This is a genomic window from Streptomyces sp. NPDC002181, from assembly GCF_042890485.1.
Lineage (GTDB): Bacteria > Actinomycetota > Actinomycetes > Streptomycetales > Streptomycetaceae > Streptomyces.
Window position 1 is genome coordinate 106,666 of record NZ_JBIASC010000015.1, and the last position, 24,054, is coordinate 130,719.

The following is a 24,054-nucleotide window of genomic DNA, read 5'->3' on the forward strand; positions in this document are numbered from 1 at the left end:
TTCCGTCCGGATTGCCGTCATGTTGCCGGAGGCCCGCCGTGCGCCTCAGGCCACGAGTACGATGTTCCGCTCCGCCGAGAAGGCCCCCCAGTTGCCGTCGGGCAGCCGGGCGCGCAGCTTGAGCGTCCACCGCGTGCCGGCCGGCTCGGTCACGGTGAGCCGGTGCTCCACCCGGGCGGCTCCGGAGGCGGGCGCGGCGCCGGCGCCGAACTGGATGACGGTGACGGGCCTTCCGTTGACGTGGAGTTCGTACTCGGTGGTCGGGCGGCCGGTGTCCGGGGCGGTCCAGGTCAGCGTGACGGAGCCGGGGGAGGCGGTCGCGGTGAACTCGGCGGGCGCGGTGCCCGGGCCCTGTCCGGCGGAGGGCGGGGTGGTCACGTCCACCGGCGGACCGTCGGGGGAGGAGTTGTCCGCCCCGTCGCGGGCCCGCACGGTGAAGGTGTAGACGGTGTCGGGCTGGAGGCCGGTCAGGGTGGTGGCGCTCTCGCCGGGGCCGGCCGTGTGGATCCGTACGCCGCCCTGGTAGACGTCGTACGCGGTCACGCCGGTGTCGTCGCTCGCCGCGGCCCAGGACAGCGTGGCGGACCGGGGCCCGTCCGCCCGGCCCGTGGTGCGGGCGGGCGCGGTCGGGGCCTGGTGGTCCTCGGCCTTGGCGGCCGGGGTGGCGGCCTGGGCGGAGGCGCTCGGGGCGGAGGTGTTCCCGGCGGCGTCCCGGGCCCGGACCGTGAAGGCGTAGGAGGTCTGCGGGGTGAGGCCGGTGACGTCCACCATCGTCTTGTCGGCCGGGAGTTCACGCACCAGCCGGCCCGCCTGGAAGACCTGGTAGTTGGTCACCGCGTCGGCCGGGGCCGCCGCCTGCCACATGACGTGCACGGAGGTGGCGCTGCCGGCCTGGGCGGTGATCCCGGCGGGGGCCGCCGGGGGCGTGGTGTCGGCGGCGGTGCAGGCGGTGAGCACGGTGCCGGCCAGGCAGAGGGCGAGCAGGGGGGCGGTGCGTCGCACGGGGGGGCCTTCCTCGGCTTCCGCTTCCTCGTAAAGGTCTAGACATATATGGCACGGGTGCGGGCGGTGCGGCAAGACCCGTGCGCCCGCGGCCTCCTCGACGCCCTGCCCGAACGGGCCTTCACCCCCGTCCCGGGCGCCCCGCCCGAGCTCCCCGCCGCCCGCGACGCGCACCTCGCGCTCCGCCCCGGCGAATCCCTCGCCCTGCTCGGCCCCAGCGGCTGCGGCAAGTCCACGCTCGCCCGGGTCGCCGCCCTGCTGCACCGGCCCGACCGGGGCGCCGTGGTCCTCGACGGCGCCGCCGTGACCGGCTTTCGGCACCGGGCGCCGCGCACAGCTGCAACGCGCCTGCCTGGCGCGCGCCTTGGTGGTGCGCCCGCGCCGGCCGGTCTGCGACGAGATGACCGCCATGGACCGTACGACCCACCGGGACGAGATCGTCAAGCACTGATCGCCCGTCACGGACGGTCAACACCCGTTCGGCGGACACCGGTTTCGCCCGAAGGAACCCCCTCCTGCGCCACGATGGGCGCCGCTCTCAGGAGGTAACGATGGTGATCTCGCTCTCCGTGGTCGTGCTGCTCCTCGTCCTCGCATGGATCTTCATGCGCAGCGGCGGCCTCAAGTTCTCCCACGCCCTCGTCTGCGTGCTGCTCGGCTTCTACCTCGCGAGCAGCAGCATGGCGGCGACCATCCACGACGGTCTGACGGCCACGGCCGAGGTGGTCTCCGGGCTGCGCCCGTAGGCCGGCCGCCCGGGGCGAATTGATCAACTGTTGCGCCTTCATGAATCATCCGGTTCCTCCATGGACTCCTCGGGCCGTGCGATCTAGCGTCTGGCGGCGGGCGCGATGTCATACGCACTGTCAATAAAACTGAAGAGAACGGAGGAAGTCCGGATGTTCCGAAGAGCGCTGAACTGCGCCGTGGTCCCCGCCCTCATCGTGTTCACCGCGATGTACGGGATCTCGCCGGCGCAGGCCGCGGAGATACCCCAGGCACCCGGCCACCGCCTGGTCAGCCACTACGACGGCGCCCCCGTGGCCGCCGTCCCGCTGCCCGGCGAGGCCCCGCCCCAGCACCCCTTCCTCGCGCCCAACGGCCGCAGCGGAATGCACTCCGACGCCGGGGGCAGCGCCACCTCCCCCTGGTCCGGACCGCTCGGCAAGAGCCCGCGCGTCAGCAGCGAGAAGATCGCGGCCCTCGGCGGCGAATGCGCCACCGCCACGTTCGACGCGGGCGGCCGGCTGGTCACGGTGTGCGGCACCTTCACGGGCTTCAAGGTCAAGCTCCTCGATCCCCATACGCTGGCCACGCTTGCGGAACACCAGCTTCCGCAGCGTTCCTCGACGGTCGAGGCGATCACCTCCCTCGACTTCTCGAAGATCTTCAAGGACACCTCGGGCGGCGCCTACTTCTACCTCGACGACCAGGACCGGGCCGTGCTGGCCGACTCCCGCCAGCACATCCTGCGCCTCTCGCACGCCCAGCGGCCGGACGGAAGCTGGACGTTCGACGTCGTCGACGACTGGGACCTCACCGGCCAGGTCCCGCACGACTGCGTCACCTGGACCAATCTGCGCCCCAGCGGCACCTGCGACCCGGTCACGTCCGTGATGCCCGACTGGAACGGCCGCATCTGGTGGGTCACCCGCCAGGGCCGCGTGGGCACCGTGGATCCGGGGACCGCGCAGATCCGCTCGATCCGCCTGCCGGGCGAGGAGATCCAGAACTCCTTCTCGGTCGCCGAGGACGGGGTGTCGATCGTCACCGACCACGCCCTCTACAGCTTCCGCGCCGCCGCCGACGGCACCCCCGAAGTGCAGTGGCGCCAGACGTACGACCGCGGTACGGGAACCAAACCCGGATCCGTGAACCAGGGTTCGGGCACCACCCCGGACCTCTTCGGCGACGGCTACGTCGCCATCACCGACAACGCCGACGACCGCATGAACGTCCTGGTCTACCGGCGGGGGACGGACGTACCCGCCGACCAGCGGCTCGTCTGCAAGGTCCCGGTGTTCGGCAGCGGCGCGTCGACCACCGACAACTCCCTGATCACCTGGGGCAACAGCATCGTCGTCGAGAACAACTACGGCTACGAGAACCTCACCAGCCTGCTGCTCGGCAAATCGGTCGTCGGCGGGGCCAGCCGGATCGACGTCCGCGCCGACGGCAGCGGGTGCGACACCGTGTGGCAGAGCACCGTCCGCTCGCCCTCCGTGGTCCCGAAACTGTCCACCGCGAACGGGCTGCTCTATTTCTACGAGAAGGAGCCCAACGCCTGGGGGATCGACGCCTGGTACCTGACGGCCGTGGACTTCCGCACCGGCGAGCGCCGCTGGCGGCAGCTGACCGGCACCGGGCCGCTGTACGACAACAACTGGGCGCCGATCACGCTCGGACCCGACGGCACCGCGTACGTCGGCGTCTTCAACGGCATCGTCGCCGTGCGCGACGGCGGCTGACGGAGACCGGCGCGGGGCCGGCCGACGCGGGATCCGCGCCGGCCGGCCCCCTCACTCCCCGGGCCGCCACAGCGGGTGTTCGCGCTCGGCCCAGTCCCGGCCGACGGAGCCGGTGCGCAGGCCCCGGCGCGCCTCGGGGTCGCCCAGGGCCTTGCCGATGTGCGCGGCGAGCACGACGGCGACCGCAAGGGCCAGCCAGTCGTGGACGAAGGTGGCCGCCGTGCGCCGGCCGAGCGGGACCAGCCCGGTCCACCACATCATGATGCCGGTGCCCGCCATCACCAGCACCGCCCCGGCCAGCCAGCCCGCGTACACCTTCTGCCCGGCGTTGAACTTCCCGGCGGGCCGCCGGGTCAACCGGTCGCGCCGCAGGGCGGCCCGCAGCCAGACCCGGTCGTGCGGCCCGAACCGGCCCAGGCGTCGCAGATCGGCGCGGAACGCCCGCGAGGCGAGCCCCAGCAGGAACGGTACGGCGAGCAGCAGTCCGGACCAGACGTGGACGGTGACGACGAGGTGGCGGCGGCCGACGAGTTCCGCGAGCGCGGGCAGGTACAGGCAGGCGGCGGTGGCGACGCACAGGCCCATCAGCGCGGCCGTGGACCGGTGGATCCACCGCTCGGCGCGGCTGAACCGACGGATCCGACCGGTGTGCTCGGTGTGCTCGGCGTGCCCGGTGAGCTCGGTGTGCCGCAGCACCGGATCAGACGGTCGGCGCATCGTCGCGTCCGTTCGACCGGCCGACCCATGCGTCGACCTCGTACCCGAGGTCTTCCCAGTAGCCGGGCTGCACGTCACGGGTGAGGGTGATGCCGGAGAGCCACTTCGCGGACTTGTAGAAGTACATGGGGGCGACGTACAGGCGGACCGGCCCGCCGTGCGAGTGGCTCAGCGGCTTGTCCTGCATGCGCAGCGCCACCATGACGTCGTCCCGGCGGGCCTGGGAGAGGGTCAGCGACTCGGTGTACGTGCCGTCGAAACAGCGGAACCGGATGGCCCGCGCCTCGGGCCGCACACCGGCGGCATCGAGCAGCCGCGTCAGCGGGACCCCCTCGAAGGGCGTGCCCGGTACCCGCCAGCCGGTGACGCACTGGACGTCCCGTACGACCCGGGTCTGCGGAAGCGCCCGCAGCGCGTCCAGGGTGTACGTCGCGGGGCGGTCGACCAGGCCGTCGACGGTGAGCCGGTAGTTCTCGGGGCCGCGCTCGGGCACGGAGGAGGCCACCGAGTAGTAGCGGAACCCGCCGCCGTTCGGCAGCAGGCCGGTCAGGCCGGTGGGGTCCTTGGTGGAGGCCGCGCCGAGGACGGCTTCGAAGCCCCGCTGGAGGTACGGGGCGGCGACCAGCCCGGCGGCGCCGAGCCCGACCATCCCGAGGACCAGGCGGCGGCCGATCGGCGCGCCCCGGCCGTCGGGGTCGGGATCGGTGCCGGGTTCGGTGCCGGTTTCGGGGCCGGGGCCTGGTGGCGGCTGCGGTGCGGGTACGGCTGCGGGTGCTGGGCTCACGGACCGATTCGACCACCGCCGCCGCCCCCGCACCAGGCCCCGCGGCCGGCCGTCAGACTTCCGTCACACCTTGTCGGGCGGGCAGGGGTGGCCGCCGGAGGTGCCCGGTAGGGTGCCGGTTGATCAAATCTGTTCATCGGACCATCACCCAGGGAAGGGGCGGCCACGGTATGAGCGCGTCGAGAGCCATCGGATCCCCCGGGCCGGGCACCGTACGGGGGGCCGTACCGGGCGGCGGCACCCGCCTGGCCGCCCTGGACGGCGTCCGGATCCTCGCCGCACTGGCCGTCCTGTGCTACCACTACCTGGCGCTCGACAGCGGCTGGGGAGAACCGGCCACCTCCGTCTTCCCCGTCGCGAGCGCCTGGGCCGCCTACGGCTGGCTGGGCGTCGAGATCTTCTTCGTCGTCAGCGGGTTCGTCATCTGCATGAGCGCCTGGGGCCGCGGCGTGGGCGAGTTCGCCGCCTCCCGCATCTCCCGTCTCTTCCCGGCCTATTGGGCGGCCGTCCTGTTCACGGCCGGGACCCTGTTCGCGTGGCCGGAGGTACGCGGGGTCAAGGCGTTCAGCGACGTCGTGGTGAACCTGTCGATGCTCCAGGGCGGCATGAAGGTGCCGCACATCGACGACGCGTACTGGACCCTCTTCGTCGAGCTGAAGTTCTACGCCCTGTTCGCGCTGGTCGTCGTGCGCGGCGTCACCTACCGCAACTGCGTGGTCTTCTGCACGGTCTGGACGGTGGCCGGCGTGGTGGCGCCCACCGCGGACAGCGGAGTGCTGTCCTTCTTCGCGATCCCGACCTTCTCGCCGTACTTCATCGCGGGGATAGCCTTCCACCTCATGCGCCGCTTCGGACCCAACGCCGTCCTGTGGGGCATCGCCGGCCTCCAGTTCGTCCTCGCGCAGAGCTACGTCCAGGGACGCATGATCAGCAACCTGGGGCGCGGCGTCGCCGCGCACACGCCGGTCTGGCCGGCCCACGTCGTCATAGCCTGCGGGTTCCTCGTCATGGCGGGCATCGCCCTCGGGGCCTTCGACCGCGTCCGGTGGCGCTGGCTGGGGCACGCGGGAGCGCTCACCTATCCGCTGTACCTGATCCACATGATGGCCGGGCTGACGTTCATCCACCACTTCCGCCACGAGGTGCGGCCCGTCCCCCTCGTCCTGGGCGTGACCGCGTTCATGGTGGTGCTCGCCTGGCTCGTCCACCGGCTGGTGGAGCGTCCCCTGGGCCGCCGGCTGCGCACCGTACTGCGGCGCGCCGTGCAGGACATCCGCCGGATGTCCGCGCAGCCGGCAGCGGTCCCGGCGATCCCCGGGGTCCCGGCCCAGGCCCCGGCGCCCGAGGCGGAGCGCGTCCGTACGATCCGGCGCTGACCGCCCGCCCGGGCGGCTCTGCCGACTACGCCTTCCAGAAGAAGACGGCCGTCATCCGCTTCTCCTCCAGGGTCTGGCCCCAATAGCCGGTGGCGCTGTGGATCAGGTTGGCGGAGTAGAGCAGCAGGCGGTTGGCGCGGTGGGGGACCCGTACGTCCTCGGTGAAGGAGTCCGGGGAGACGAAGCGGGTGCCCAGGGCGTCGACCAGGTTGTTGTGCGGCGCGATCACCTGATTGCCGCCCAGCGCGCCGCCGGGCAGGCTCTGCCGGTAGAAACTGGTCCCGCAGTCCTTCGGGACCTTCGGATTGAGGTAGAGCACGGCGGCGTAGCGGCACAGGCTCCGTGAGTCGGTGTGCGGGCGCGGCTCGGACTCGCCCTCGCCGACGACCTGGACGCAGTTGTGGTTGAACGTGCCGCCGCCCGCGGGCCGTTCGGCCCAGAGCTTCGGGGCGCCGGTGGACTTGCGCACCAGCCGTTCCACCAGGGCCAGTTCATCGGGCTCCAGGCCCGGCATCGCGCGCAGCCCCGGCCAGCTCTCGGGCTTGCGGGGGTAGCCCTCGGTCCAGTCGTCCTTGGCCAGGCAGCGCTCCCGCACGGCGTTCGGGTCCGGCAGCACGTCGTCCAGCACCCAGTAGTCGCGGCCGCGGGTCGGCTTGCGGTACGGGAGGACCGGGAGGGGAGGAGGTAGGGGCATGGCAGGGACGGTAGCCACCGGGTCCGCCGGGGCTCGCTCCGGAAGGAGTCAACGTTCCGTCAAGTGTTCACCATGGCCCCGGAGATCGCCCGGACACGCCCCTCGGCGCCCGCCGCGGGGCGGCCCGGGTGGTTCACTGGCGGGATGCCGCTCGAAAACTACGGAGTGCTGTCCGGGACCCTGCACCGCCACTTCCGCGACCGGCCCGACGACCAGGGCCGCTGGTTCCACGTCCACCTGGAGGTCGACGCGCCCGCCGGACGCTACGAATGCGCCGTCGACGTGGACAGCAAGCACTCCGCGATCGGGGTGCAGTGGAAGGTCTTCACCCTGCACGCCTCGGTGCTCGACCCCGTCGCCTCGCCCGCGCCCGGCTACCACGACCTCGCCCGGACCTCCGGGTCCGGCGCCCTCGACTACCAGCGGCACCCGGCGCTCGCGGACCGCCCCGGCTGTCTCCTCGGAGGCCACCCGCCGCGGTGGTACCAGCGGATCCTGGACCGGCTGAACCCGCCCCGGCCCTGGATCTCGGGCTCGTACCTGGAGGCCTCGGCGGCGCTGGAGCCGATCCTCGTCGTGGGCCGGCCGGTCCTGGTCTTCGGCGAGCCCTTCGACGAGGGGCTCGGCATGCACAACATCCACCAGAACCAGGGTGACCCCTACGGCAGCCAGTGGTGGCCGGACAACGGCATCTGGCAGGACGGGGCAACGCTGACCCGCCGCCCGGACGGCCTCTTCGACGTGTTCGTCTCCAAGTTCTCCACCCAGAGGGAGCCCACCGACGAGAACGGCCACCCGGTGTGACCCCCGGCGTGCCGTGCTAGTGGGCCGCGCGGCAGGCCCCGGACGCGACGTCCGCGGAGATGCCGACCGCCTGGAGGCTCGCGGCGCAGCTGGTCTGGTTGCCGATCTGGCCCTCGTAGCAGGCCTGCCCGACTCCGTCCGTGATCTGCTTGCCGTGCTGTACGACGTACTGCTCGCACTGCTGGACGCTGGTGGGGGCGGCCGCGCCGGCGGCCGGGGCGGCGAAGAACGCGCCGCCGGCGGCGAGGACGAAACCGGCGAGGATGCTGGGGACACGGGCCGACGGACGCATACGGACGCACCTGCTCTCGGGGTCGGTCGCATGGCCCGCCGGTGCGCCGGACCACGGGCGGGGCGCGGGCGGCGCGGGCAGTTCGGGGGAACCCTCGGCGCGGCGCATCGCTCACCCCGCACCTTCGACGCTAGAACACCGGGCGGCGGGCCGCCACCGCCGCACAGGCCGCCGCCAAGGGCAGCTCCGCGCACACCGCCAGGGCCACCGCCGTCGCCCGGGCGCTGCCCGGGGCAGCGGTGGTCACGTCGAACCAGGCGTCCATCAGCAGCAGCGCGGCCGTCGCCGCGGCCAGGGACGCGGCGCGGGGATCACGGCGCCCCAGCAGCAGACCCGTACCGCTCAGTCCCGCGGCCAGCATGGCGTCCAGCCCGATCCAGGCCGTCGACCAGTTGGAGACCTCCGCGGTCTGCGGCAGCGTCTTCGCCAGCACCACCATCCACGGGAGCAGCGCCACCCCGGCGCCGGTGAGCAGCGTGGCCAGGCGGGGCCGGGAGGTGTGGCCGGTCCGGAAGCGCGGGGCGACGAGGGTCATGGTGGAGGAGCTCCTTCCGGCCCCGGTGGTCCGTCCTCCGGGTACGAAGATCACTCTGGTCGGGCGGGGACGCGGAATCAGTAGCGGCACCGTCCGAACCGGGGGTGGCACTGGCTACACCCCCGACCGGGCACCAGGGTGATGGAGCGGCCCTGACCAGTGCGATTACCGTACGGGTATGGGACTTTCCGGAGCGCTGCGGCGTACCACACGCTGGACCGCCGATCATGCGCCCTGGTCGGCGTGGGCCTGGCGCACCACCGCGTTCACCGCCGCCGCGATCCCGATGGCCCTGCCGGCCGCAGCCGCGCTCGTGTTCTTCAAGGCCGCCCCCCTCGTGCTGCTCCTGTCGCTGGTCCTGACCCCGCTGCTCACCCGGCTCCAGCGCAGCCGCTTCCGCGAGCTGCTGGAGCGGGAGATCCCGGCCGTCCGCCACGGGGACCGGTCGCTGCGCCCGCGGGCGCTGCTCGAACGGCTGCGCTCGGAGTCGACCTGGCGGCAGTACGGTTACCACCTGCTGGTCAGCCCGCTCACGGGGATCGGCGGGGCGCTGATCGTCCTGGCCTGGGCGGGCGGGTTCGCCGGGGCCTCCGTGTACGGCTGGTCCTGGCTGCTGCCCCTCGAGTACGGCGACCCCGGCTGGACGAGGAGCTACGACACCTTCACCGTGCTCGGCGCCCTGCTGCTGCTCGCCACCCCCTGGCTCGCCGCGGGCCTGGCCCGGCTCGATTCCTTCGCCGCAGCCGCGCTCCTCGGACCCAACCGGGCCAAGGAGTTGGAACGCCGCGTCGAGGACCTGGCCGAGAGCCGGGCCGGCGTCCTGGACGCGGCCGACCTCGAACGCCGCCGGATCGAACGCGACTTGCACGACGGCGCCCAGCAGCGGCTGGTCGCCCTCGCCATGAACCTCGGCATCGCCCGCGCCACGCTCACCGACCTGCCGCCCGAGGTCAAGGCCGTGATCGACGAGGCCCACCGCGAGGCCAAGGAGGCCATCGAGGAGCTCAACAACCTCGTACGCGGCCTGCATCCGGCGGTCCTGGAGGACCGGGGGCTGGACGCGGCCCTCTCCGGCATCGCGGCCCGGGCGCCCCTGCCCGTCGAACTGGCCGTGGAGCTGGAGCGCCGGCCCGGCCCCACCGTCGAGGCCGTCGCCTACTTCGTCGTCTCCGAGGCCCTCGCCAACGTCGCCAAGCACGCCAGGGCCTCGCACTGCCGCGTGGAAGCCCGCCGGGACGGCGACCTGCTGCGCATCACCGTCACCGACGACGGGGTGGGCGGCGCGGATGCGGCCCGCGGCACGGGACTGCTGGGCCTGCGCAAACGCGTAGGGTCGGTCGACGGAACCATCTTGATCAACAGCCCCCTCGGGGGCCCGACCGTCGTGACTGTGGAGCTGCCGTGCGGGCTGTGATCGCCGAGGATTCGGTGCTGCTGCGAATAGGACTGGCCAAGGTCCTCGAAATGGCCGGATTCGAGGTGGCGGCGGAAACCGGGGACGCCGAGGCCCTGCTCGCCGCCGTCGCCGAGCACGAACCCGACCTCGCCCTGGTCGACGTCCGCATGCCGCCCGGATTCACCGACGAGGGAGTACGGGCCGCCCTGATGATCCGCAGGCAGTGGCCCGGGACCTCGGTGCTGCTGCTCTCGCAGTACGTGGAGGAGCGCTACGCCGCCGATCTGCTGACCGCACGGGCCGGGGGCATCGGATACCTGCTCAAGCAGCGGGTCGCCGACGTCGAGGAGTTCATCGACGCCGTCCGGCGGGTCGCGGCCGGCGGTACCGCCCTCGACCCGCAGGTCGTCTCGCAGCTGCTGCTGCGCCGGGGCGGCATCGACCCGCTGGAGCGCCTCACACCGCGCGAGCGGGAGGTGCTCGCGCTGATGGCCGAGGGGCGTTCGAACGCGGGGATCGCGGCGCAGCTCGTGGTCGGCGAGAGCGCCGTGGCCAAGCACATCAACAACATCCTCGCCAAGCTGGACCTGCCGCAGGCCGACGGCGACCACCGGCGGGTGCTGGCGGTCCTGCGCTTCCTGGACGGCAGCGCGTGAGCGACGGCGGCGAGGGCAGCGGCGAAGGCGGCGGGGGAGGGGGCGGGGGCGGCGCAGGGCGCCCCCGGCGTACGGCCTGGATCGTGGTCGCCGTCCTGAGTGCCGTCCTCGTCCTCGCCCCCGCCGCCCGGCAGGTCTGGTCGTTCGCCTCCACCGAGAGCGGGACGCTGAGCGGCGGCAGCGGCGAACGGCCGGTGACCGCCCTGGAGATCGAGGCGGGCGGCGCGGACGTGCGCATCACCCCCCGCTCCGACGGGCGGGTGGTCTACGACGCCCGGGCGAGCTGGTCTGCGGGGGCTCCGAAGATCGAGGAGAGCTGGCTCGGCGACACCCTGAAGCTGACCCCGCGCTGCCCGGCGGTCGCGGAGTTCGTGGAATCCGGCGTCGGCTGTTCGGTCGACCTGGGCGTCACCGTGCCCGCCGGGATGCCGGTGAAGGTGACGGCGGGCTCCGGCACGGTGGTGATCAGCGGGCTCGGCGGCGCCGTCGACGCCGAGGTCGGTACCGGGACGCTGCGGCTGAGCGCACTGCACGGGCCGCTGCGGGCGGGCATCGGCTCGGGCTCCCTCGAAGCCTCGGGGCTCACCTCGCCACAGGCGGAGATCCGGGCCGGGGCGGGGTCGGCCGCCGTCCGTTTCGCCGCGCCGCCGGAGCGGGTCACCGCCCGGGCGGGCGCCGGGCGGCTCCGGCTCACCGTCCCCGAGGCCACCCGGTTCCGGGTCACGGCCCGTACGGGGGCGGGGCGTTGTGACGTCGCCCCCGGGATGGACGACCCCTCGGCGCCGGGCCGCCTGGACATCTCGGCGGACGCGGGCCGCGCGGAGGCGGGCTACTAGGCCCGGCCCGGGGGTGTCCGGCCGGCGGCCACGGCGGGGTGCCGCGGCCGCCGGCCGGTCAGGCGCCGGCCGGTCAGGCGCCGGCCGGTCAGGCGCGGGGCGGGACCCCGGAGGGGCGGCCCCGGCCACGGGTGAGGGAGTATCCGAAGATGCCGGCGAGGGCGCCGAGGATCCCGCCCGCCGCCGTCCAGATCCAGCGGTCGGACCACCGGCCGCCGGACCAGCCGTCGGCCGGCTCGCCGACCGCCGCCGGCTGCGCCGAACTCCCGGACCCCGCCTGGACGGTCTTGCCGATGCCGGGTACGAGCGGCTTCGCGAGGGCGCCGTCCACCGCGAAGGCGCCGCCCGTGTCCCGGGTGGAGGCCTCGACCTCGGCCCGTACGGGAAGACCGAGGTCCTCCTGCGCCACGCCGATCACCGTCAGGCGGACGTAGTAGCTTCCGGGCAGCGGGTCGTTGGCCCAGGGCTCCGCACCCGGGCGCACGGTGCGCAGGGTGCAGGAGAGCTCGGCCGAGGCGGCCTCCTTGGCCGCTGCGGCCTGCTGCGTGCCGTACGTACAGGCCTGGCGGCGGCGCAGTCCGTCGTAGACGTCCAGCTGCCAGGTCGAGGCGCCGTGCCGGTTCGCCGCCGGAGGCAGTTTCACCGTGGCCTTGACCGTGGCCCGCTGCCCCGAGTCCAGTGGGAGCACCCAGTACAGGTAGTCACCCGTGGACGCGTCGGCCGTGGCCCGCTGCCCCGGCCGGATCGCCGTGGCGGTCCGGAAGGCCGTGCCCGCCTCGGTCGGCCCGGAGGCCTTGCCGCCGGGGCTCGCGCTCGTACTCGCGCTCGCCGACGGGGTGTCCGCGAGGGCGGCGCCCGCCGTGCCGAGCACACCGCCCGCGGCGAGAGCGGCGGCGGTCAGTATGCGTACGGTACGCATCAGTTGGTCCTCCAGACCGAGATACGCCAGCGGGAGATCCAGCCCCACAGCAGGCCGGCGACGAGACCGGCGAGGACCAGCACGCCGATCAGCCACCAGCCGCGGCCGAGACCGAACGAGGCGGCGTCGGCGGCGTCGTCGGGCCCGTCCACCACGTCGATGGTGAGCTCGACGGGCAGGCCCGGCGTGGTCTTCACCGAGGCGGGAGCCGAGAAGGAGTTGCTGACCTGGAGGCAGACCGTCTCCACCGCCGCCTTCCCGTCGCCGTCCTCGTCGGAGTCGTCGGCCTCGGCCTTCGGGTAGCGCAGACCGGTCGAGATCATGTCGGTGCGCCCGTCGCCCGCCTCCGAGCCCCGGACGATCTCCCGGCCGTGGACGGTCGTCGCCCGCAGCATGACCCCGTAGTCGTTGTTGACGGCCCGGTCGGCCGCGACGCTGACAGAAGCGCGCAGCTCCTGGCCGGGCTTGACGTCGACCCGGTACCAGCGGTGCTCGCCGAAGGCCTCGCGGTCCGTGTAGAGGCCCGCGCCGAGCTGCGGGGCTCCGGCGCACTGCTTGGCGCCCTCGGTCGCCACCGGGGTGACGACCGGGGTCGCCGCCCGGTCCACCAACTGCTTCACGCGGCCCGAGAGTTCGGCGGTGTGCTGTACCGAGGTGTACGTGCCGCCGGTGGCCTCGGCGATGCAGATCAGCTGGTTGCGCGTCTTGGCGTCGGGGACGAGCCCGAGCGTGTCGATGACGAGGTGGATGCCCTGGGCCGCGATGTCACGGGCCACCTCGCAGGGGTCGAGCGGGGCGCAGGTGTCCTCGCCGTCGGTGATGAGCACGATCCGCCGGGTGGCGTCGCCGCCCTTGAGGTCGTCGGCCGCGCCCAGCAGGGCCGGCCCGATCGGAGTCCAGCCCGTGGGGGCCAGGGTGGCCACCGCAGTCTTCGCCTCGGTCCGGTCCAGCTTGCCGACCGGGTAGAGCTGCTTGGTGTCCTTGCAGCCGAGCTGCCGGTCGTCACCGGGATAAGTGGCCCCGAGGGTCCGTATCCCGAGCCGCACCTCGTCCGGCGTGGCGTCCAGCACCTCGTTGAACGCCTGCTTCGCCGCGGCCATCCGCGACTTTCCGTCGATGTCGGTCGCCCGCATCGAGCCGCTGACGTCGAGGACCAGCTCGACCTTGGGGGACTCCTTCGCCACCGGTTCACCGGCGGCGGCATTCGCCGGGAAGAGCCCGACCGCCAGAGTGGCCAACAGGCCGCAGGCCCCGGCCGCCACCCATTTTCTTGTGATCATCGCCGGATCGTATTGAGGATCCGCCCCCGGGACCAAAACGCTCCCGACCTGCCGCCCCCGGCGGGCGGGGCTACGCTGGACGGGGGACGGTCAGGAGTGCCCCGACGGAGGCGATCCCATGAGACGGCGCCATCACTTCCACATCGATCACGCGGGCCACTCCGTCAGCGCCACCGTCGAGACCGGCCACCGCGTCGAGGTGGAGATCCTGGTCGACGGCAAGGAGACGGGGCACGGCACCACGCACCACGACCGGCCCGTCAGCGTGCAGGTGGAACTCCCGACCGATCCGCCGACCCCGGTGTCCGTACGGGCGACCCCCGGCCCCGGTGTCCCGCGCTGCGTCCTGGAGGCCCCGGACGCGGTACCCCAGGTGATGTCCCCGCGCCGTTACTGACGCGGGGACACCGGCGGGCGTCAGCTCGCCTGGAGGGTGACGTCGTCCACGACGAAGGAGGTCTGGAGGGACTGGTCCTCCACGCCCTGGAACTTCAGGGTGACGGTCTGGCCGGCGAACCGGGACACGTCGTAGCTCTTGAGCACGTAGCCCGGGGCCGCGTCCAGGTTGGACAGGGTCTCCAGGGTCTGGCCGCCCACCGAGACGGTGAAGCGGTCATAGACCACGTTCTCGTTCTCGTCGGTGTCGACGTGGAGGTAGAAGGCGAGCCGGGCCGTGGCACAGCCGGCCGGGAGCGCCAGCGACTGCGAGGCGCTGTCGGTGTGGGAGGTGCCGTACCCGGCCAGCCACGCCATGTACGCGCCGCCGTGCGAGACCTGGCCGGACTGGTTGGTGACGACCCCGGCGGTGGCGGTCCACGGGCTGCTGCCGTTCTCGAAGCCGCCGTTGACCACGACCTGCTTCGGGGTGCACGTACCCCCGCCGCCGACGGTCAGGGTGTAGGTCGTGCTGTGCGCGACCGTGCCGGTGCCGGTGACGGTCAGGGTGTAGGTGCCGGCCGCGGTGGCCGCGCCGACCTGCACGGTGAGCGTCGAGGAGCCGCCGGACTGCACGGAGGCGGGGCTGAGCGACGCGGTCACCCCGGACGGGGCGCCGGAGACCGACAGGGCGAGGGTCTGCGGGCTGCCGCTCACGGTGGTGGTGTTCACCGTGGAGGTGACGCTGGTGCCCGGGGCGGCGGAGCCGGCGGCCGGAGAGGTCGCGATGGAGAAGTCCTGCGCCGGGGTGTCGCCGCCGACGGCCTGCTTCCAGATCGCGTAGGCGACGCCGTCGGCGCTGCGGTCCAGCACCGTCGCGTTGATGTTGTTCGTCGTGTCGCAGGAGCTGTGGTAGCAGGAGTCGTACGCCGCGTTCGCGGTGCCGCCCCACTTGGTGGCCTGCGCCGAGGTCTTGCGGGCGCTGGCGCCGGCCGCGTAGCCGGACGTCGGGATGCCGCCCTGCTGGAAGGAGTAGTCGTCACTGCGGCCCTGGCCCTCGGTGTTCTCCTCGGGGGCGAGGTTCAGCGAGGTCCAGTACGCCTTCAGCGGCGCGGCCGTCGTCGAGTTGAGGTTGTTGATGAAGTAGCCGCCGTTGGGCGAGCCGACCATGTCGAAGTTGTAGTAGCCCTTGATGGCGGCCTTCTCGGTACTGCTGAGCCGGCCCACGTAGAACTCCGAGCCGTTCAGGCCCTGCTCCTCGTCGGTCCACCAGGCGAACCGCACGTGCTTGGTCAGGGTGGGGTTCTTCTGCGCGAGGACGAGCGCGTTCTCCAGCAGGGTCGCGGAGCCCGAGCCGTTGTCGTTGATGCCCGGACCCGCCGAGACGCTGTCGAGGTGGGCGCCGAACATGACGGTCTGGTCGGCGGGACCGCCGGGCCAGTCCGCGATCAGGTTGCTGGACGGGTAGGTGCAGGAGGTGCAGCTCTGCTCGGTGACGGTGAAGCCGGCCGCCTGCAGCTTGCCCTTGATGTACGCCACGGACTGGGTGTAGCCGGCGCTGCCCGCGCGGCGGTTGCCGCCGTTCTGCGAGGCGATGGTGTTCAGCTGGGCCAGGTGCGCCTGCACGTTGGCGACGTTGATGTTCGGCGGGTCGTTGCCGGGCTGGGTGCTGCCGACGTTCAGCGCGTAGTCGACCGTGTGCGCGAGGCTCGGTCCCTGGCCCTTGACCGTGACCGTGGAGGCCCCCGGCGCCGCGTTGGCCGTGGCGGACAGCGTCAGCGTCGAGGACTGGCCGGACTGCACGGTGGCCGGGTTGAAGGAGGCGCTCACCCCGGACGGCAGACCGGTGGCCGTGAGGGTCACCTGCTGCGCCTGGCCGGTGGTGGTGCTGGTGGTCACGGTGGTGGTGACCGAGGCGCCCTGCTGGATGCTGCCCGCGGACGGGTTCAGCGCCATCGAGAAGTCGTCGTTCTGCCCGCTCGGGGTGCAGGTCGGGTCGCCGGACTGGGCGGGGACGCTGATCGCGTCCCAGGCGGCCTTGGTCCTCGTGAACAGGTTGCAGGTCGCCGGGTCGAGGGACTTGGCGGAGCTGAGGGTCGCCGTCCGGTACTTCTTGTACGACATGCTGCTGGTCTTCAGCAGCATGCCGCCGTAGAAGATCTTGCCGGCGTTCTGCACGCCCACGCCCGTGACCGTGGACTGGTTGCAGGTGGGGCTGCCGGGCTTGCCGCCGCCCGGGTTGCTGCCCTCGGCCAGCAGGTAGAACCAGTGGTTCAGGGGACCCGCGGCCGCGTGCACCTCGGTGCCGGGTATCGCGGAGCTGTAGCAGTTGGGGTCGTTGTCGACGGCCGACGGGTTGTACATGTTCCGGATCGGACCGCTGCCCGTCAGGTTGATCATCTCGCCGACGGTGTAGTCCGGGGTGTCGTACGGGGCCGGCTCGTTGGCGTAGGCCTCGGTCAGCGCGCCGAAGATGTCGCCGGTGCCCTCACCGAGCCCGGACTCCTGGCCGCTGGTGCCGCCGGGGGTGTTGGAGTCGATGGCGTGCCCGTACTCGTGGCCCACCACGTCGATGCCGGCGATCCACTCGTTGGCGCTGTTGTGCCCGATGGTGACCGAGCTGCCGTCCCAGTAGGCGTTCAGGTCGCCGAGGCCCACCTTGCCGGGGAAGCTGCGGCCGTTGCCGCTGACGCCGTTGCGGCCCAGCCACTGGCCCAGCATGTCCCACTGCTTCTGGGCGGCGAACATCAGGTCCGTGCAGCCGGTTTCCTTTGACGTCGCGTTGCCCGTGCCCCAGGAGTCCGACGACTTCGTGAACACGCTTCCGTTGCCGTAGTCGGCGCAGCTCAGACCGGGCCGGTTCGGGTCGCGCAGCGAGTACGAGCCGCCCGAGGCGGTGGTGTCGATGGTGAGCGGGTTCGGGCCGTTCCACTTGCTGGTGCCGCTGCCGGCCACGACCTCGTCGTGGCGGTCGACGACCTTGCCGGTGCGGGCGTCCACGAAGACGTGCAGTTTGCTGGGCGCCGTCTTGGTGCTGCCGGAGAGGACGGTCTCCCAGGCGAGCACCTGCTTGTCGTCCTTGATCTTGACCACGAGCCGGCTGTCGAGCACCTTGTCGACCTTGGCCAGCTCCGCCCGCGAGGTGGCCTCGGCCGCCTTCGCGCCGACGGAGGGGGTGGTGGCCACGTCGATCGCGGTGGCGGAGGCCGACTGGACGGCCCGTACCCGGCCCTCGCCGTCGGCGAGGACGACCGCGTCGCCGCCGACGACCGGCAGACCGCGGTAGCTGCGCTCGTAGGAGACGGAGTACAGGTCCTGCACCCAGGGGGTGACCATGCGCCGGTCGTACTGCTGCTGGGGCGAGTTGACCAGGGTGTCGAGGCCGCTGCGGACCGCCGCGTCGGCGGCCGCGACCGCGCGTTCGGCGGACTTGGCCTGCGGGGAGGGCGCGGGGGACTGGGCCTGTGGTGCGGCGGACGCGGCGGTGGCCAGCGTGCCGGCGAGGCCGGCCGTCAGCGCCAGGGCCGCCACGGAGGCCATCCATCTGGTGGGCTGCAAGAGTCCACTCCGATCGTGTGTGGGGGGCTCCGCCCGAGGGCGAGGGTGGGTGTTGGCGCCGAGTATGGGCGTGGACATGGCGAGATTGGGACATCCCTGCGCACATAAGGTCCGCGTTATGGTGTCGTGGGGTCACGCTGCGTAAGCTGCCGGAATGCAGCTGGAGTTGAGGCATCTGCAAGCCGTGTGCCAGATAGCGGAGTCCGGAAGTCTGGGCGGTGCGGCCCGGCGGCTGGGGGTCTCCCAGCCCGCGCTCTCGGCCCAGCTGCGCAGGATCGAGCGGGTCACGGGCGGCGAGCTCTTCGTCCGCGGCCGCAGCGGCGTCGAGCCCACCCCGCTGGGCCAGTTCGTGCTGGCCAAGGCGCGCCGCGTGCTCACCGAGATGGAGAGCCTCGGCGCCGAGAGCCGCGCGATGGCGACCGACGCGCCCCTGCGGCTCGGCTGCATCCTGCTCGTCCTCATCGACGGACTGCTCGCACGGACGGACCTCGTGCTGTCCGGGCGGGAGATCACCGTGGACGTGGAGCACTCCGTGACCGCACTCGTGCGGATGCTCGGCGCGGGACGGTACGACGTCATCGTCTACGGCGAGGTCAACGACCACGAGGTCGCGCTGCCCCAGGGCGCCCTGGCCCGGACCCTGGTGCCCAAGGAGCCGTTCTGCATCCGCATGTCCACGCGGCACCCGCTGGCGGGACGGGAGGTCCTCGACCTCGCCGAACTGGCCGGCGAGCAGTGGATGACCCTGGTCGAGGACGACGACGGCGGCCCCGAGGCACTGGTCGGGGCCTGTGCGAAGGCCGGCTTCGCCCCCTCCCTGCGACACCGGATCACCGACCGCAAGATGCGCCACGACCTGGTGGCGGCGGGCCGCGCCATCTCCCTGACCCAGCCGACGGCCCCCGCGGTGGAGGGCACGGTGATGCGCCCGCTGCTCGGCACCCCGATCACGGGCCGCATCCGGCTCGCCTGGAACCGCTCGGCGGTCTCCGCCGGGCAGGCGGACTCCCTCTACCGCGCGGCGGCCGGCGCGTACCTGGCCAACGTGGACAACAACCCCTTCCACCGCGCCTGGTGGAACGCCCACCCGGAGGCCCACCCGGTCCTCGGGTGAGCGCGGGCCTCAGGGGAGCAGGGGGGCCCGGGACGGCTGCACCGGCGCTTCGTGGACGAGCCCGGCCACGTGGTCGGACACCATGTCGAGGATCGCCGCCGCCGCGGCCGTGTCGCCGAGCACGAGGAAGTTCAGGGTCAGCCCGTCGGTCATGGCCGCCAGGTAGCGGGCCAGCACGGGGACGGGGACGCTCAGTCCGGCCCCCATGCGGAGGCAGACCTCTTCGAGCAGCTCCGCGTAGGTGGCGCAGTACAGCTCGTGCTGGCGCCGCGCCAGGTGCTCGAACCCGGGCTCGCGCAGGGCGTACTGGGTGAGCTCGTACGTGAGCATGTGCTCGGCGGGGTGGGTCCGGACGTGGTCCCAGTAGGCCTGGAAGCCGGCCCGCACGGTCTCGCGGAGGGTGGTGCGCGGCCGGATCGCCTCCTTGACCACGGTCAGGTAGTGATCGGTGATCGTCTCGATGACCGATTCGAGCAGCGCCTGCTTGGAGTCGAAGCAGTAGTGGAAGACGCTCAGCGACACGCCCGCCTCGGCGGCGATCGAGCGGGTCGTCGTCCTGGGGACGCCGTCGCGGGCCATCGCGCGGATCGCGGCCTCGGTGAGCTGCCTGCGCCGCTGCGCCAACGGCATCCGTGCCATGCGGAATCGGTTCCCTTCGTGCGGGCGGAGATACGGCCGAGGCCGGGGCCGGAGGGATCGGACGAGCCCGATCCTCCCGGCCCCGGCCTGCGGGAGCCGCTGCGGGCCGTCAGCTGCCGTAGACGCCGACTTCGTGCAGGGAGTAGCCCCACTGCGTGCCGCGGCCGACGCCGTGGACGCGTACGTACCGGGCCGGCACGCCGGCGAACTGCGCCGTGTCCAGGCCGCCGTCACCGGTGGTCGTGGACCACACCGTCTGCCAGTTCACGTCGTCCGTCGAGACCTCGATCCGGTACGACTTCCCGTACGCCCGCTCCCAGTCGAGGGTGACGCGCTTGACGGTCGCGGAGGAGCCGAGGTCGATCCGCAGCCACTGGTCGTCGCTCCAGTCGCTGGCCCAGCGGGAGCCCTTGTCACCGTCGACGGCCTTGCCGGGCGCGTAGCTGACGAACGGGTTCCACTCGGCGGAGCTGGCGGAGGCGGGCGCGTTCGCGGCGAGGTTGACGCCCGCCTTGTGCTGCTCCGACGCTCCCCAGGTGTGCAGGTAGGACTCGGCGCCCTTGAAGAGGTCGTCCACGACGCCCTGTCCGCCGACGAGCCGGATGTCCTCGATCCAGTCGGGGACCAGACCGTAGTGCGCGGCGCCGTCGGTGTTGAGGTCCCAGGTGCGCTGCCCCGTGGTCTGCCTGTCGATGACGGAGCCGCCGTCGGTGCTGCGGAAGGGGTACTTCACCGGGTTCGGGGTGTCGGCGCCGCGCGGGCCCGGCCAGCCGCCGACCCCGTTCATGTCGGTGCCGTACCCGTATCCGACCTGGTACTTGTCGCGCAGCGCCTTCGTACGGGCGGCTTCGCCGCTGAACCCCTCGGCGCCGTTCATGTACTGGGCGGCGAATCCGCCCAGCTTGTAGAGGCGCTCGGTCCAGCCCAGGTCCATCCAGCTGTGCGAGGAGATCACGCCCGGGTAGGACTCGGATTCGAGGATGTCGAAGGCCCGGCCCGCCGCCTTGACGCTCATGTGGTCGACTTCGAGCATCATCTTGCGTTTCATCATGCCGCGCACGGCGTACTCACCGAGGTCGGTGAGACCGCGGGAGTTGCATTGCGCGTCGGCCGCGTACGAGGGGACCGCCACCCCGGCCGGCAGCTCCTTCTGCGCCGAGGGCGCGGGTGCCAGGCCGATCGGGTTGTCGTGCTGCGGGCCGGTGCACTTCTCGGTCTTCCAGAAGGTGCCGGTGGACAGGAACTGTCCGACGTTGATCGCCGTGCCCAGGGCGCCCTCGTCGAAGCGGACCCCGCACAGGGCGTTGTCGAACTTGTGGCAGAGGAACATGCTGCGCACGCCGAGCCGGTACAGCTCGTCGAGGCCGCGGTCGATGTCCTGCTTGCTGCACTGGGAGACGTCCAGGATCTGCTTGCAGCCGAACGGCTCGGAGGTCTCCACGCCCAGCACGACGGCCAGCTTGCCCTGCTGGATGACGTCGCGGGCCTGCGCGGAGTCGGTGACGATCCGGAACCAGCCCTTGCCCGGGCCGCCGTACATCTTGTCGATGAACGCCTGCATGTCGTACGTCTTCTGCGCCTCCAGGCGGATGGCGGTCATCTCGTCACAGCTGCGGTCCTTGAAGAAGTAGACCGAGCAGATCACCCCGTTGGTGACCAGGTCGTTGACGAGTACGCGCTGGCCGCCGCGCCAGGCGCGCTCGATCCAGGCGTAGTAGTTCTGCTGGTGGGTCAGCGAGTCGTGGGCGGGCCAGTCCTTGAACGTCGGCCAGCCGTTGGGGTCGTGCTTGCCGTCCCCGCCCTTGGTGATGAAGTCGAAGATCGCGAGGGAGCCGTCGGGGTAGTGCTCGGGGCAGTCCTTGAGGGCGTCGGCCACGCCCTGGTCGGAGAAGGCCTTGCCGCAGATGAGCCGGCCGCCGAAGCCCTCGTTGGACATGATGTGGTCGTGGGCGTCGACGAAGCCCCGGACCTGTCCCTTGGCGTCGGTGCCCTTGAACGGCTCGCCCGTGACGTTGATCTGGGAATCGGGCGCGGGCCGCGCGGTGGGGTTCCACCAGCCGGCATCGCCCTCGGCGGCCGCGCCGGGCGCGGGGCCGAGGGCCATGGCCACCATGGCGAGGAGAAGGGCGAGCAGCGCGAGGGGCCTGCGCCTTCGGTGCGGGACTCGGGTCATGGTCATCACTCACGTCATCGGTCGGCGGATGGCGCGGTCGAGGACGCAGACCGTCTGAGGGAGCCGGCTGATTGTCATGTCCCGCGCAGGCAGTGTGACGAGAATGGCTACCGGCGGTAACAGAGTCAAGGGTCCGGGACGGATGACCTGATGGAATGTCAGCCGTTTGGCCGGGCCCGCCCGGGGGAGGGCCCGGCCGGGCCCGGCCCGGCTACTCGGCCCCCTCGTCGAGCACCGCAGCGACGCCCTGGGCGAGGCAGGGGATCCGGTGCGCGGGGATCCCCGCGATGTTGATCCGCCCGGCCGTCGTCCCGTAGATGGCGAACCGGCTGCGCAGCCGCAGCATCTGGCGCGCGGTGAGCGGCAGCATCGAGAACATCCCCTTCTGCCGCGCCAGCACGTCGGCCTGGGCGTCCCGGCCGAGCGCGGTCAGCTCCGCGGTCAGCCCGCGCCGGTTGTCCTCGATCCGGGCCCGCATCCCGTCCAGCTCGGCGCGCCACAGGTCCCGCAGTCCGTCGTCTTCGAGGATCGCCGTCACCACCGCGGCCCCGTGCTCCGGCGGCATCGAGTAGAGGGTGCGGGCCGCGTTCTGCAGCGCCGTCTCCACGTGCCGCAGCGACTGCCGCGAGGCGCCGAGGACGACGGCGCAGCCGGTCCGGTCGCTGTACAGCCCGAAGTTCTTCGAGCAGCTGATGGCGACGAGCATCTCGGGCACCCGCTCCGCGAGCATGCGCGTGGCGGCCAGATCGGCCTCCAGGCCGTCGCCGAGCCCGTGGTACGCGAGGTCCACGAAGGGCACCCAGCCGTGCTCCGAGGCGAGTTCGGCCACCGCCTCCCAGGCCTGCGCGGTCGGGTCGACGCCGGTCGGGTTGTGGCAGCAGCCCTGGAGCAGGACGACGTCGTCGCGCCGCGCCCGCCCGAGGTCGCGCAGCATGCCCGCCGTGTCGAAGCGGCCCTCGGCGTCGAGCCAGCCGTACGTCCGCACGGTCAGCCCGGCGGCCTCCAGGATGGGCCGGTGGTTGACGTACGCGGGATCGCTGATCCACACCGTCGTGCCCGGCCGGGTCCGGCAGATCAGATCGGCCAGCAGCCGCAGCGCGCCGCTGCCCGCGACGGTCTGGACGGCCACGGCCCGCTCGGCCGCGCCGCCGGAGCCGAGGACGAGCGACAGCATCGCCCGGTTGAAGGCCGTGTTGCCGGAGAGCCCCCGGTACTCCTTGGAGGGGGAGCGCTCCGCCAGCCGTATCTCGGCCTCGCGCACGGCCGCCATGACCGGGGTGCCGCCGGTCTGGTCGCGGTAGACGCCGAGCACGAGGTTCAGGCGCTCGGGCCGGGCGTCGGCGCCGTACGCCTCGGTGAGGTCCCACAGCGGGTCGACGGGCGGCGGGAGGAGGAGCTCAAGCATGGTCGGGAACCTCGGACTGGGTGCGGGGGAGGGGGAGGGCGGCGCTGCGGGTGCGCGGTCGCCGGTTGGCGAGGGCCACGCCCGCGGTGATCAGGGGGACGCCCACGAGAACGGCCCCGGTCGGCGACTCGCCCAGCAGGGGGATGGCGAGCAGGACCACCGCGACCGGGCTCAGACTGCCCACGGTGGAGCTGCGCTCGGCGCCGAGGCTGCGGATGGCGTACGCGTACAGCAGGCCGGCGCACAGGCCGACCCCCAGCCCCTGCACCACCAGGAACAGGGCGATGTCGCTCCCCGCGGCCGAGGCCAGTCCGGTGGGCAGCACCCCGGTCAGGACCAGGAGCGCCATCACCGCGAACGACGGCAGGCACAGCAGGCCGATCGATCCGACCGGATCGAGGTCCACTTCCTTCAGCCCGACGGTGTAAAGGGCCCACAGTCCGCTCGCGACGAGCAGGATCCCCGCGCCCGCCAGCACCTGAGTGTTCAGCGGAACGACGTGGCGCCAGACCAGGGCGACCACGCCGACCGCGATCAGCGCCAGCCCGACCGCCTGCGCGCCCCGGGGCAGGCCCCTGCCCGCGGCGACCATCAGGGCGGAGACGAAGAGCGGGACCATCCCCGGGACGATGGAGCCGACGAAGGCTGCCGAGGTCAGGGAGCCGCCGTACATCGCGGCCAGGAAGAACGGCACCCCGGCTCCGCAGGCGATCTTGAGGGCGGTGGCCGGGCGGACGGCGGCGATCCGCCGGCGCCGCCGCCACAGCGCGGGAGCCAGGACGAGCAGCGGGACGCCGAAGCGCAGCAGGGCCGCGTCGGCGGGGAGCAGGGAGGAGGAGCTCAGCGCCCGGGCGCTGAGCGCGAAGGCGGCCCAGATGAGCACGGTCACGACCAGCGCCATGGTGCCCTTCGTCCGGGCCGAGAGCCGTGGGCGGACCGCCGGCGGCAGTGCCGTCGCGGGTCCGGCATTCGTGGTGACCAAGGGGCTCCTCCAGCCTCGGGGGCCGGATCCGGCCAAGGAGCAACGCTAG

22 protein-coding genes and 1 pseudogene are annotated in these 24,054 nt (G+C 72.7%); 10 read left to right on the forward strand and 13 right to left on the reverse strand.

The annotated features are described in order from the left end of the window. Positions 1–45: 45 nt before the first annotated feature. Entirely contained in the window at positions 46–1,176 is a 1,131-nt protein-coding gene (locus ACFYXV_RS29945) for a fibronectin type III domain-containing protein (protein ID WP_389384568.1), read from the reverse strand. Between ACFYXV_RS29945 and ACFYXV_RS29950 the strand changes: the two are divergent. The 3 genes and pseudogenes from ACFYXV_RS29950 to ACFYXV_RS29960 form a co-directional block, all read left to right on the forward strand. Next, a pseudogene (locus tag ACFYXV_RS29950) lies at positions 1,108–1,414 on the forward strand (ATP-binding cassette domain-containing protein); the annotation flags it as partial. The gene ACFYXV_RS29945 and the pseudogene ACFYXV_RS29950 overlap by 69 nt on opposite strands. A gap of 139 nt (positions 1,415–1,553) precedes the next feature. Further along, positions 1,554–1,748 carry a hypothetical protein gene (locus tag ACFYXV_RS29955; RefSeq protein ID WP_134074112.1) on the forward strand — a complete coding sequence of 65 codons (195 nt, stop codon included), beginning with the start codon at positions 1,554–1,556 and terminating at the stop codon, positions 1,746–1,748. A gap of 153 nt (positions 1,749–1,901) precedes the next feature. Next, positions 1,902–3,470, forward strand: coding sequence for a hypothetical protein (locus ACFYXV_RS29960; protein ID WP_389384569.1), 1,569 nt, complete (start codon positions 1,902–1,904; stop codon positions 3,468–3,470). Between the two features lie 51 nt (positions 3,471–3,521). On the opposite strand, the gene ACFYXV_RS29965 is transcribed toward ACFYXV_RS29960, so the two are convergent. Then, positions 3,522–4,187, reverse strand: a complete 666-nt coding sequence (locus ACFYXV_RS29965; protein ID WP_389384570.1) for a cytochrome b/b6 domain-containing protein — start codon at positions 4,185–4,187, stop codon at positions 3,522–3,524. Then, the gene (locus ACFYXV_RS29970; RefSeq protein WP_385462991.1) at positions 4,171–4,836 is read right to left on the reverse strand and encodes a molybdopterin-dependent oxidoreductase; all 666 of its coding nucleotides are present in this window, start codon (positions 4,834–4,836) and stop codon (positions 4,171–4,173) included. Before ACFYXV_RS29970 ends, ACFYXV_RS29965 begins: the two co-directional genes overlap by 17 nt. 305 nt (positions 4,837–5,141) lie before the next feature. On the opposite strand from ACFYXV_RS29970, the gene ACFYXV_RS29975 reads away from it, so the two are divergent. Then, positions 5,142–6,347 (forward strand): acyltransferase family protein, encoded by a 1,206-nt coding sequence (locus tag ACFYXV_RS29975; RefSeq protein ID WP_389384571.1) that lies wholly within the window; start codon positions 5,142–5,144, stop codon positions 6,345–6,347. A 25-nt stretch (positions 6,348–6,372) separates the two neighbouring features. Here the strand turns inward: ACFYXV_RS29975 and ACFYXV_RS29980 are convergent, their stop codons facing one another. Then, positions 6,373–7,041 carry a DUF6445 family protein gene (locus tag ACFYXV_RS29980; RefSeq protein ID WP_389384572.1) on the reverse strand — a complete coding sequence of 223 codons (669 nt, stop codon included), beginning with the start codon at positions 7,039–7,041 and terminating at the stop codon, positions 6,373–6,375. Positions 7,042–7,185: 144 nt separating this feature from the next. Here ACFYXV_RS29980 and ACFYXV_RS29985 point away from each other — a divergent pair, with 144 nt between their 5' ends. Continuing rightward, positions 7,186–7,845, forward strand: coding sequence for a DUF2278 family protein (locus ACFYXV_RS29985; protein WP_385462773.1), 660 nt, complete (start codon positions 7,186–7,188; stop codon positions 7,843–7,845). A gap of 16 nt (positions 7,846–7,861) precedes the next feature. Here the strand turns inward: ACFYXV_RS29985 and ACFYXV_RS29990 are convergent, their stop codons facing one another. Both ACFYXV_RS29990 and ACFYXV_RS29995 read right to left on the reverse strand, forming a co-directional pair. After that, positions 7,862–8,245, reverse strand: coding sequence for a hypothetical protein (locus tag ACFYXV_RS29990; protein ID WP_389384573.1), 384 nt, complete (start codon positions 8,243–8,245; stop codon positions 7,862–7,864). A 22-nt stretch (positions 8,246–8,267) separates the two neighbouring features. Further along, a complete protein-coding gene (locus ACFYXV_RS29995) occupies positions 8,268–8,672 on the reverse strand; it encodes an LPXTG cell wall anchor domain-containing protein (RefSeq protein ID WP_383348312.1) in 405 nt (134 codons plus the stop codon). A gap of 178 nt (positions 8,673–8,850) precedes the next feature. On the opposite strand from ACFYXV_RS29995, the gene ACFYXV_RS30000 reads away from it, so the two are divergent. The 3 genes from ACFYXV_RS30000 to ACFYXV_RS30010 are packed head-to-tail and all read left to right on the forward strand — an operon-like array spanning position 8,851 to position 11,560. Continuing rightward, the gene (locus ACFYXV_RS30000) at positions 8,851–10,086 is read left to right on the forward strand and encodes a sensor histidine kinase (protein WP_385462767.1); all 1,236 of its coding nucleotides are present in this window, start codon (positions 8,851–8,853) and stop codon (positions 10,084–10,086) included. Beyond that, the gene (locus tag ACFYXV_RS30005; protein ID WP_389384574.1) at positions 10,074–10,724 is read left to right on the forward strand and encodes a response regulator; all 651 of its coding nucleotides are present in this window, start codon (positions 10,074–10,076) and stop codon (positions 10,722–10,724) included. The genes ACFYXV_RS30000 and ACFYXV_RS30005 overlap by 13 nt, the downstream gene beginning before the upstream one ends. After that, on the forward strand, positions 10,721–11,560 hold the full coding sequence (locus ACFYXV_RS30010) for a hypothetical protein (RefSeq protein WP_389384575.1): 840 nt from the start codon (positions 10,721–10,723) through the stop codon (positions 11,558–11,560). Before ACFYXV_RS30005 ends, ACFYXV_RS30010 begins: the two co-directional genes overlap by 4 nt. Before the next feature lie 88 nt (positions 11,561–11,648). Here the strand turns inward: ACFYXV_RS30010 and ACFYXV_RS30015 are convergent, their stop codons facing one another. Together ACFYXV_RS30015 and ACFYXV_RS30020 are read right to left on the reverse strand one after the other, a co-directional pair. Beyond that, a complete protein-coding gene (locus ACFYXV_RS30015; RefSeq protein ID WP_389384576.1) occupies positions 11,649–12,479 on the reverse strand; it encodes a hypothetical protein in 831 nt (276 codons plus the stop codon). After that, a complete protein-coding gene (locus tag ACFYXV_RS30020; protein ID WP_389384577.1) occupies positions 12,479–13,759 on the reverse strand; it encodes a VWA domain-containing protein in 1,281 nt (426 codons plus the stop codon). The genes ACFYXV_RS30015 and ACFYXV_RS30020 overlap by 1 nt, the downstream gene beginning before the upstream one ends. Positions 13,760–13,877: 118 nt before the next feature. Here ACFYXV_RS30020 and ACFYXV_RS30025 point away from each other — a divergent pair, with 118 nt between their 5' ends. Continuing rightward, complete coding sequence (locus tag ACFYXV_RS30025; protein ID WP_385462752.1) at positions 13,878–14,156, forward strand: hypothetical protein; 279 nt, start codon at positions 13,878–13,880, stop codon at positions 14,154–14,156. A gap of 20 nt (positions 14,157–14,176) precedes the next feature. Here the strand turns inward: ACFYXV_RS30025 and ACFYXV_RS30030 are convergent, their stop codons facing one another. Then, positions 14,177–17,674, reverse strand: coding sequence for a M28 family peptidase (locus ACFYXV_RS30030; protein WP_389384594.1), 3,498 nt, complete (start codon positions 17,672–17,674; stop codon positions 14,177–14,179). 172 nt (positions 17,675–17,846) lie between these two features. On the opposite strand from ACFYXV_RS30030, the gene ACFYXV_RS30035 reads away from it, so the two are divergent. After that, a complete protein-coding gene (locus tag ACFYXV_RS30035; protein WP_383348780.1) occupies positions 17,847–18,806 on the forward strand; it encodes a LysR family transcriptional regulator in 960 nt (319 codons plus the stop codon). 9 nt (positions 18,807–18,815) lie between these two features. Here ACFYXV_RS30035 and ACFYXV_RS30040 read toward each other — a convergent pair whose 3' ends face one another. The 4 genes from ACFYXV_RS30040 to ACFYXV_RS30055 form a co-directional block, all read right to left on the reverse strand. After that, a complete protein-coding gene (locus ACFYXV_RS30040) occupies positions 18,816–19,445 on the reverse strand; it encodes a TetR/AcrR family transcriptional regulator (protein ID WP_389384578.1) in 630 nt (209 codons plus the stop codon). Between the two features lie 109 nt (positions 19,446–19,554). After that, entirely contained in the window at positions 19,555–21,624 is a 2,070-nt protein-coding gene (locus ACFYXV_RS30045; RefSeq protein ID WP_385462746.1) for a discoidin domain-containing protein, read from the reverse strand. Between the two features lie 205 nt (positions 21,625–21,829). Next, a complete protein-coding gene (locus tag ACFYXV_RS30050; RefSeq protein WP_385462743.1) occupies positions 21,830–23,023 on the reverse strand; it encodes an aromatic amino acid transaminase in 1,194 nt (397 codons plus the stop codon). After that, on the reverse strand, positions 23,016–24,005 hold the full coding sequence (locus ACFYXV_RS30055) for a DMT family transporter (protein ID WP_389384579.1): 990 nt from the start codon (positions 24,003–24,005) through the stop codon (positions 23,016–23,018). Before ACFYXV_RS30055 ends, ACFYXV_RS30050 begins: the two co-directional genes overlap by 8 nt. Between the last annotated feature and the right edge of the window lie 49 nt (positions 24,006–24,054).

What these genes read in the sequence shown, in the direction of transcription:
- ACFYXV_RS29955 (WP_134074112.1), top strand. Translation starts at nt 1,554, where the DNA reads ATGGTGATCTCGCTCTCCGTGGTCGTGCTGCTCCTCGTCCTCGCATGG.
- ACFYXV_RS29960 (WP_389384569.1), top strand. Translation starts at nt 1,902, where the DNA reads ATGTTCCGAAGAGCGCTGAACTGCGCCGTGGTCCCCGCCCTCATCGTG.
- ACFYXV_RS29965 (WP_389384570.1), bottom strand. Translation starts at nt 4,187, where the DNA reads ATGCGCCGACCGTCTGATCCGGTGCTGCGGCACACCGAGCTCACCGGG.
- ACFYXV_RS29970 (WP_385462991.1), bottom strand. Translation starts at nt 4,836, where the DNA reads ATGGTCGGGCTCGGCGCCGCCGGGCTGGTCGCCGCCCCGTACCTCCAG.
- ACFYXV_RS29975 (WP_389384571.1), top strand. Translation starts at nt 5,142, where the DNA reads ATGAGCGCGTCGAGAGCCATCGGATCCCCCGGGCCGGGCACCGTACGG.
- ACFYXV_RS29980 (WP_389384572.1), bottom strand. Translation starts at nt 7,041, where the DNA reads ATGCCCCTACCTCCTCCCCTCCCGGTCCTCCCGTACCGCAAGCCGACC.
- ACFYXV_RS29985 (WP_385462773.1), top strand. Translation starts at nt 7,186, where the DNA reads ATGCCGCTCGAAAACTACGGAGTGCTGTCCGGGACCCTGCACCGCCAC.
- ACFYXV_RS29990 (WP_389384573.1), bottom strand. Translation starts at nt 8,245, where the DNA reads ATGCGCCGCGCCGAGGGTTCCCCCGAACTGCCCGCGCCGCCCGCGCCC.
- ACFYXV_RS29995 (WP_383348312.1), bottom strand. Translation starts at nt 8,672, where the DNA reads ATGACCCTCGTCGCCCCGCGCTTCCGGACCGGCCACACCTCCCGGCCC.
- ACFYXV_RS30000 (WP_385462767.1), top strand. Translation starts at nt 8,851, where the DNA reads ATGGGACTTTCCGGAGCGCTGCGGCGTACCACACGCTGGACCGCCGAT.
- ACFYXV_RS30015 (WP_389384576.1), bottom strand. Translation starts at nt 12,479, where the DNA reads ATGCGTACCGTACGCATACTGACCGCCGCCGCTCTCGCCGCGGGCGGT.
- ACFYXV_RS30020 (WP_389384577.1), bottom strand. Translation starts at nt 13,759, where the DNA reads ATGATCACAAGAAAATGGGTGGCGGCCGGGGCCTGCGGCCTGTTGGCC.
- ACFYXV_RS30025 (WP_385462752.1), top strand. Translation starts at nt 13,878, where the DNA reads ATGAGACGGCGCCATCACTTCCACATCGATCACGCGGGCCACTCCGTC.
- ACFYXV_RS30030 (WP_389384594.1), bottom strand. Translation starts at nt 17,674, where the DNA reads ATGGCCTCCGTGGCGGCCCTGGCGCTGACGGCCGGCCTCGCCGGCACG.
- ACFYXV_RS30035 (WP_383348780.1), top strand. Translation starts at nt 17,847, where the DNA reads ATGCAGCTGGAGTTGAGGCATCTGCAAGCCGTGTGCCAGATAGCGGAG.
- ACFYXV_RS30040 (WP_389384578.1), bottom strand. Translation starts at nt 19,445, where the DNA reads ATGGCACGGATGCCGTTGGCGCAGCGGCGCAGGCAGCTCACCGAGGCC.
- ACFYXV_RS30045 (WP_385462746.1), bottom strand. Translation starts at nt 21,624, where the DNA reads ATGACCATGACCCGAGTCCCGCACCGAAGGCGCAGGCCCCTCGCGCTG.
- ACFYXV_RS30050 (WP_385462743.1), bottom strand. Translation starts at nt 23,023, where the DNA reads ATGCTTGAGCTCCTCCTCCCGCCGCCCGTCGACCCGCTGTGGGACCTC.